7 protein-coding genes are annotated in these 7325 nt (G+C 68.8%); 5 read left to right on the top strand and 2 right to left on the bottom strand.

Features of this window, described 5'->3' with window-relative positions; genetic code table 11:
- The first annotated feature begins 368 nt into the window (after positions 1 to 368).
- The 5 genes from J0670_RS24580 (at position 369) to J0670_RS24600 (ending at position 6611) form a co-directional block, all read left to right on the top strand.
- Positions 369 to 1718: a site-specific integrase gene (locus J0670_RS24580; RefSeq protein ID WP_243437461.1), complete on the top strand. Its 1350-nt coding sequence runs from the start codon at positions 369 to 371 to the stop codon at positions 1716 to 1718.
- Positions 1718 to 3418 (top strand): hypothetical protein, encoded by a 1701-nt coding sequence (locus tag J0670_RS24585; RefSeq protein WP_207813834.1) that lies wholly within the window; start codon positions 1718 to 1720, stop codon positions 3416 to 3418. Before J0670_RS24580 ends, J0670_RS24585 begins: the two co-directional genes overlap by 1 nt.
- Positions 3415 to 5592, top strand: a complete 2178-nt coding sequence (locus tag J0670_RS24590) for a hypothetical protein (protein WP_207813835.1) — start codon at positions 3415 to 3417, stop codon at positions 5590 to 5592. The genes J0670_RS24585 and J0670_RS24590 overlap by 4 nt, the downstream gene beginning before the upstream one ends.
- A gap of 1 nt (position 5593) precedes the next feature.
- The gene (locus tag J0670_RS24595; RefSeq protein ID WP_207813836.1) at positions 5594 to 6070 is read left to right on the top strand and encodes a hypothetical protein; all 477 of its coding nucleotides are present in this window, start codon (positions 5594 to 5596) and stop codon (positions 6068 to 6070) included.
- A gap of 109 nt (positions 6071 to 6179) precedes the next feature.
- Positions 6180 to 6611 (top strand): hypothetical protein, encoded by a 432-nt coding sequence (locus tag J0670_RS24600; protein ID WP_207813837.1) that lies wholly within the window; start codon positions 6180 to 6182, stop codon positions 6609 to 6611.
- A gap of 26 nt (positions 6612 to 6637) precedes the next feature.
- Here J0670_RS24600 and J0670_RS24605 read toward each other — a convergent pair whose 3' ends face one another.
- Positions 6638 to 7117 (bottom strand): hypothetical protein, encoded by a 480-nt coding sequence (locus J0670_RS24605; RefSeq protein WP_207813838.1) that lies wholly within the window; start codon positions 7115 to 7117, stop codon positions 6638 to 6640.
- The coding region (locus J0670_RS24610; protein ID WP_207813839.1) for a hypothetical protein at positions 7114 to 7325 on the bottom strand (212 nt) is incomplete at its 5' end. The genes J0670_RS24605 and J0670_RS24610, both read right to left, overlap by 4 nt.

The raw sequence follows: 7325 nt of genomic DNA on the forward strand, positions 1-7325 counted from the left end.
TGAGGGCGGAGAGCGCGAGGGCGGCGAGGACGCGGCGGGGCCTGAGGCGGATGCTGAGGACGTGGCTGCCCAGAAGCAGGCTCGCGGCCTGGGCGGCAGTGTACGTCGCGACGTGGGCTGCGCAGGCTCGGCGGCCCGACGGGGACCGGTCGCCCTTGGTGCCGGCTTGGTGGTCGGTCTGGATCCAGTTTGTTGCTGCTTAGTTGGAGTGTCTCACATTCCTCAACTCCCGTTGACTGGGCGTGGGGTTAGCAGTTGATGAGGGTCGTGTCGCGGGCCTACCGTCCCGCCGTGTGTTGGTGCACTACTTCTCTGCCGAGGGCTGGCAGTCCTGGGGGCTCGGTAGTCAGCCGTTGATCCCCGAGCGGATGCCGGTGCTGTTCGACGACGACTTCGCGTTCGAGGACGGGAATGGTCCACGGGCGACGCGGGCGGTGAACGCCTGGCTTCGGACCCTGCCGACGAGTGGGGCTCCGTCGCCGAACTCGTGGCGGGCGTACGCGCTGGCGGCCCGGGACTGGCTGACGCACCTGCGTCGGCACGGTGTCTCGGTGTTCGGTACCCGGCAGGACCTGGTGACGGCCCTCAGCACCTACGCGGACCGTCGGCTGTCAGGGCCGTTGGACGAGCGGTTGGAGTCTTCCTCCTGGGAGTTGCAGATCACGGCGCTGAGCCGGTTCTACGACTGGGCCGAGGGTGAGGGCCTGGCAAAGGCAGTGCCGTTCACGCTGGCCGTCGGCAAGCGGATGGTGCAGGGCCGGCAGGTGGAGACCCGGCGGAACCAGGCCCGGACCCGCAGGCCGAAGCCGCATGTGAAGGTGCAGTACCTGGAGTCGGACTTCGCTGGCTTGTTCCGCTACGGCCTGGCCGGGTTGGGTCCGGACGGCCTGGAGGACGCGACGTTCCGGGGGCGCTTTCCGGGGCGGAACGCGGCGATGGGTGGTCTGGTGTTGGGCACGGGGATGCGGAGCCGCGAGTTCTCCTACTTGTTGGTCCATGAGGTTCCGCCGCTGCCGACCGAGCCGACCGAGGTGCCGATCCCGTGGGCGGTTCCGGAACTGGGGGCCAAGGGGCGCAAGTTCCGCACGACGTGGATCGAATACCGCTTGCTCGCGGCGGTGCACTCCTACATCGCCCTGGACCGTGAGATGTCACGGGGCTCGTGGAAGCCGAGCCGACCGCTGGTGGTGGAGGAGGCGGACTTCTACGGCGGCCGGATCAACGGTCGACGCACGCGTTGGTCGGCACTGCGACCGGAGGAGCGGGTACGGCTGGTGGGTCCAGAGGGCGGCTCGTTGCTGCTGGCGTTGAGCTACAACGGGCGGCCGTTCGTCGACTGGGGAACGCTGTTCCGGCGCACGGCCCGCCGGATCCGCGAGCGCTTCGAGCCACGGTTCCCGGATGTCGCACCGCACCGATGTCGCCACACCTTCGCGATGGCCACCTTGGAGAAGCTCGTGGAGGGCCACTACCGGCAGGCCGCCCAGCTTGCTGCGGCGACCGGCGACGCATCCGGGCTGGCGCTCTATTTGCTGAAAGCCGATCCGCTGCTGATCCTGCGGGATCTGTTGGGGCACTCCAGCGTGGTCACGACGGAGGTCTACCTGAAGCGGCTGGACGTGAACCGGATCTACCGCGCGGCCTGGGAGAAGACCCGCGGGGCCATCGACCCGGCCGCGCTCGCCGAAGCCGACGCCGAGTTCGCGGAGGAGTTCTGATGCCGGCCGAAGTTCTTCACGACCCGCTCGCGCTGAAGTTGTCCCTGCCCGGCGAGACAGCGCGCGTCATTGAGATCGGCGGCCTTCCGAACGCCCGGCTTGCGGCCGACCTGACCGAGGGCCTGGCCGCCTCAGTCCATCCCCACGGGCCGCTCGGCAAGCTGAGCACGGTCATGAGCTTCGCCTCCACCCTGCGGCGGATGGTGCGAGAACTGGCCAGGGACGGCTTCGACGGGTCTGCGGCCGAGCTGACCAGGGCCGTGCTCGGACAGTTCTGGCTGCGGTCGCACTACCTGGTCGAATACCGCACCCGGACGATCCTGCGGGCCTTCCACATCCGGCACGAGGCGCTGTCCGAGCCGGTGCGGGAGATGGTGTTCGGCACCAACTACACACGCCCGGTGGTCAACGGGCCGCTGCCGCCCTACGAGCCGGCGGAGTGGAATCGGGTGATCGACCTCTGTAAGGGCGAGGTGCGTCGCCTTGGAGCAGTGCACCAGGCGATGGTCCAGCTCGCGGAGAGTGGGCAGGACCCGGCGGTCGGCGGCTGGAGCGAGGCGAACGCGGCCTGGCTGCTGCTGCGGACCGGGCCGGTCAGGGCGGCTGTGGTCGCCGAGCATCTGGGCCTGACGCCGCAGGAGTTCAAGAAGAGGTATCGCGGCGTCCACCGGGTCCGTGACGCGCTCTACCCATCGCAATCCCAGGCGGTTCCCTACCTGCTGCTTCTGGCGGCCTGGACCGGCATCGTCCCGGACGGTCTGACCGGCATCGAGGTGTCGGGCATCAAGTGGGCCGGGCGGCAGGCGACCGTCCTCTCCTACACCAAGGGCCGCACAGCGGACGAGAGCCTGGTGTTGTCGGCCCGGGCATCACGGCTACTGGAGCGGTGGCAGGCCCACACCTTGTTGTTGCGCGGGCACGCTCCGGCCGAGTTGGTCGAGCGCTTGTGGCTGGTGACGTTGCAGGCCGAGCCGAGCCCCGCGACCTTCGCCGACTACGTGCTCCGCAGGTGGGTCAAGGACCACGACCTGCGGGCCGATGACGGCCGGCCGCTCTGGATCGACCGCCGACGCCTGCGGACGACCTTCATCGCCCAGCGCGGTCAGCGGCAGTGGTCGCTTCGGGCCACGGTCGACCCGAACCATTCCCCGCAGGTCGAGGGCGACCACTACCTGTCCGCCGCGACTCCGGCCCAGAAGGCGGTGGTCGAGGAGATTGCCCGGGACGCGCAGGGCGACCTGCTGCGGCGGGCAAGCACCCCGTTGGTCGTGGACGAGGCGGCCAGCGCCGACCGGCTACCTGAGGAGGTACATCGTCTGGGTCTTGCCGAGGGGGCCATGATCGAGTTGCTGTCCGGTCGCATGGATGTGTTCACCGCGGCATGCGCCGACCTGTTCGCCGGGCTGCACGGTCCGAAGGACAAGCCGTGTCCGGCCCGGCCCTGGGTCTGCCTGCTCTGCCCGCTGGCGCTGTTCGCCCCGCGTCACCTGCCCAACCTGCTGCGGCTGAAGGCTTACTTCGCCCGGCAGTTCCGGCTGATGCCGCGCGAGCAGTTCGCCGCGACCCTCGCCCCGTACGCCCGCCGGCTCTCGGCGGACATCCTGCCGCGCTTCGAGAAGGCCGCCATCCAGGCCGCCCAGCGCGAGGTCCGTGACGAGGACGCCGAGCTGCCGCTTCGAGCGGAGGAGACAACATCGTGAGCCTGCTACTGGAGCCGGCCGAGCACCGATCGCGGTCGGTGTTCGCCGGGGCGGACATCGCCGCCACCGCCCGCCTCACCTGGCTGGCCAGGAGCCACCGGCCGAAGTTCGAGGATGACGTGTGGTCGTTCGACGGCTGGGCCGATGCCTCGGTCCAGATGACGCCGGCGGAGAAGACCTGGGAGTTCGACCGCATCGCCCACTGGCCCTGGCGCGTGGTCGCCAAGGAACTCGCGCTGGCGTGGATTGCCGCCCAGGACGAACGCGTCCTCGCCTTGCCGCACGCGCACCGGACCCCGCGGCACCCCCGCACGGTCCACGCCCGTCTCTATCACCTCACCTTCTGGCTGAACTGGCTGCACAAGCGCAGGATCACCACGCTCGCAGCCGTCACCCAGGACCACTGCGACGCCTTCCTGCACGAGTACGGCATCGTCCGTGACAGGAAGTCAGGGGAGGGCGTCCGCACGAAGGCCGGCAGCTCACTGCGGACGGTGGTCCTGGCCATACAGGAGATCACCGACTATGGCGAACTGCTGTCCGCCGACCGGCACCGCCCCGGGTTTCGGCCCTGGGGAAAACGGTCGGCGCGGGAGGTCACCGGCGCTCCGGCACGGCCCCAGGTGGTGATCAAGACCGAACCGCTGGGGGACGAGGTCCTCGGCCCGCTGCTGACCGCATGCCTGCACCTGGTCGATGTGCTCGGTCCCCACATCGTGGACCTGCGCTCGGCACTGCGCGCCGAGCGCACGGTCCGGTACGGCGTCGATTGGAAGCGGAACCTGCGGGACGCCGGCATGCTCGCCTCGCTCGTCGATGAGCATCTCCAGGCCGGCCAGCCGCTGCCAAGGCTCGAACCCATGCAGCTGACCAAGCGCCGAAACCACGGGTGGGACCCGCAAGACCCCTTGCTGGACGTCAACTTCCAGCATCTGCTGCGGCCGACCGGGCACCGCGACATCCACAAGGCTCTCCTGCTCAAGGCCCGGCCGATGCTGGAGGAGGCGGTCGCCCAGGTCGGCACCGAGAATGTGTGGTGCCGTCACGCGACCGAGGTCCCCCGGGCGGACACCGGCGACATGCTCCCCTGGACGCTTCCCCTGTCGTTCGTAGCCGCGGATTCCCTGATCCGGGTCGCCGCTCACACCTGCGTCGTCGCCACATCGGCTCTGACCGGTATGCGCTCAAGCGAGTTGATGGAGCTGACCGTCGGGTGCCGCCGCACGGACAGCGAGAACGACACCGGTCTGGCCCGGCATCGGCTGGTCAGCAAGGTGGTCAAGGGCCGCCGCTGGGGCGGCGAGGCAGACGAATGGGTCGTCATCGAAGAGGTCGCCCGCGTCATCGCCTTGGCCGAGCAGCTCACGGATGCAGCCCCTGGACAGTTGCTCTTCGACTTCAAGGGCTTTGAGAGCAACGGAGCCATGACCTGGCTCCGGAAGTGGGTCACCTCGCCCGCCGGACAGCGGATGGGCCTGGAACCGATCCCTGATGATCCGATCCACCCCCGCCGACTGCGGCGCACACTTTCCGTCGAAATGGCCGCACGGCCCGGCGGCCTACTGGCCACCAAGGTCCACTTCAAGCACCTCTCCGTGGCAACCAGCGAGGGATACGCCGCACGGCCCGGGGGCGCCCAGGCCGTGTTCCACCATGAGTGGAAGAGGGCCGAAGAGACAGAGAAGCTCAGGCGGACCGTGGAGGCCTACCGCCAGTTCGAGCAAGGGCAGCTTCCTTCCGGCCCGGGAGCCGACGCCCTGCTGGCCACGTTCCGCACCGTCGAGACGGGGCTGGAAGACCACGATCCGGGAGCGGCAAAGGTGGTCACCGACCGGCAGGTCGAGCTGCTGCTGAAGCAGAAGGCGTCGGTCCTGCACCTGTCCGCCGCGAACTACTGCTGGTTCGAGGACCCGGCGAAGGCACTGTGTCTCAAGCTCGCCGGCGCCAAATCCGCCGCTTCCCCGTTGACCGGGATGTGTGACAGCGCCCGATGCCCCCAGGCCACCCATCACCTCGTTCACCGGCCCGTCTGGCAGAGCGCCGCCGACAACGGCGCCGTCATGCTGGCCAGTCCCCGCGTCCCAATTGCGGAGAAGCAACGGCTGCGAGCCGAGCACGAGCGCTCGACGCGCGTCCTGCACGAGATCGATAAGGCATCCGGAAAGGCCGAATGACATGGCGCTCAGCCAGGACCAACGCGACCAGATCGAGAGGCGGATCCGCGCGGCCATCGACCGCCTGCTGGCCGGGCAGATCCCGCTGGGCGGATCTTGTGACGCCAAGACGCTCGCCCGCGAGGCGGGCATCTCCCGCGCGTCCCTCTACCGGACCTGGGGTCATCTGAAGGACGAGTTCGAGAAGCGACGATCCGCCGCCTGGGCCGCCGGGCGTCAGCCCGATCCCCGCGAGGCCCGCATCGCGCGACTGCGGGAGGTCAATCAGCGGCTCACCAGCAAGCTCGCGCGCACCAACACCGAGTTCTACCAGTTGAAGGAGCGTCACCAGCTGCTGCTGTCCGTCCTCGCGGCCAAAGACGATGAGCTCCAGCGCCTCCGTCGCGCGATGAGCGTCAGCCACGGCCTGTCGAAGCTGTTTCCGGACGAAGGGCAGGGGGACGATGTCAGCGGCGTCGTCCCCCTGCCCCGCCGCTGAGTGACCAGCGCTCTGACCAGCACTGTTCAGGCGGCGAGTACCGCACTGTGACCTGAGATACGGTAAGCGCGCTCGGTGGTAGTAGTGGCATTCGCAGGGGGAGGCCGACATGGCTGCTGTCAACGTTCCTGGACCCGAACCGGACTGGGAGGAAGCTCCTTCGTACCAGGGCGGGAAGCGCAACCCAGCGTTCCAGTCGAGCATGTGGGAGTTCGCAGCCAGCTCGTTTCGGGTGGTGGCCGGGTTGCAGCCGCCGCTGGAGGCGCTCGCGGCGCGGTTGCGGTTGACCGTCGAACGAGGCTGGGAAGATCTCGGCTACGTGGATGTTGCCATGTTCCGCATCCAGAAGACGGACTTCGCTTTGAGCGAGCTCGAAGGAGCGTCTGTCCCGTACACGTTCGTCTGGGTGAGTCGCTCGGTAGACGATGTGGAAGCGGCGCTCGATGCCCTGCTCGGCGCTCTCGGCATCGGGCGCGAAGCGCTGGCCTTCCGCGGCAGCCTGGAGACCGGCTTCGAGAACTGCAACGGCTGGTCTGGATAGCGCGTGAGCGACGGGCGCCAGAAGAATCACAGGCGGGTGATCAGGACTGCGGAGACAAGCAGTGCCAAGGCGTGCAGGGCTTGATCGGCCAAGTACATCCCGTTGAGCCCGGCCGTCCTCAGGTTGGCGAAGTCCGGCGAGCCGGTGTGCTGCAGCAGCCAGCGAACCGGCCAACGCCGATCCAATATGGCGTGGCTGGCCGCCGACCACGCAAAGCCAGCGACCAGACCCGTCACGGTCAGCGGCAGCGGGATGAAGAGCCACACCAGTGCAAGGAGCGCGGCCATGACGAGGTGGTACTGGCCGACGTGGGCCAGACAGGCCGCCCAGCCCCGGCGCGGGTGTGCCCCGGCGGCCAGCTCCTCCTTGCTCGGTGCCCCCTTGTTCGCGGCTTGGTGGTCGCTCTGACCGAGGACGTGGTCCGCGACGTTGTGACCGACGGCCAGCACGGCCCAGGTCGAGCCGAACGTCGCCAGGATGGCGATCTGATCGATCGAGGTTGTCATGCCGTCACCTCCAGGAGTGCATTCCGAGGCGCAACGTCGACGCCCGCCAACCGAGACACCCGAACGGAATCTCGGGCGGACCACAGTCGGCGACTGCCCCGCGAAAGCGAGACGCCGAGGAAAGCGGACACGGCCTTCGCCGCGTTAACGAACTGGTCGGCGAGGTCGGCCGAGGCGCGGAGCAGAGCATAGACAGCGGCGAAGGCGG

This window comes from Streptomyces sp. FH025 (genome assembly GCF_017427025.1).
In the GTDB taxonomy this organism is placed as follows: Bacteria; Actinomycetota; Actinomycetes; order Streptomycetales; family Streptomycetaceae; genus Kitasatospora.

What these genes read in the sequence shown, in the direction of transcription:
- J0670_RS24585 (WP_207813834.1), top strand. Translation starts at nt 1,718, where the DNA reads ATGCCGGCCGAAGTTCTTCACGACCCGCTCGCGCTGAAGTTGTCCCTG.
- J0670_RS24600 (WP_207813837.1), top strand. Translation starts at nt 6,180, where the DNA reads ATGGCTGCTGTCAACGTTCCTGGACCCGAACCGGACTGGGAGGAAGCT.
- J0670_RS24580 (WP_243437461.1), top strand. Translation starts at nt 369, where the DNA reads ATGCCGGTGCTGTTCGACGACGACTTCGCGTTCGAGGACGGGAATGGT.
- J0670_RS24595 (WP_207813836.1), top strand. Translation starts at nt 5,594, where the DNA reads ATGGCGCTCAGCCAGGACCAACGCGACCAGATCGAGAGGCGGATCCGC.
- J0670_RS24605 (WP_207813838.1), bottom strand. Translation starts at nt 7,117, where the DNA reads ATGACAACCTCGATCGATCAGATCGCCATCCTGGCGACGTTCGGCTCG.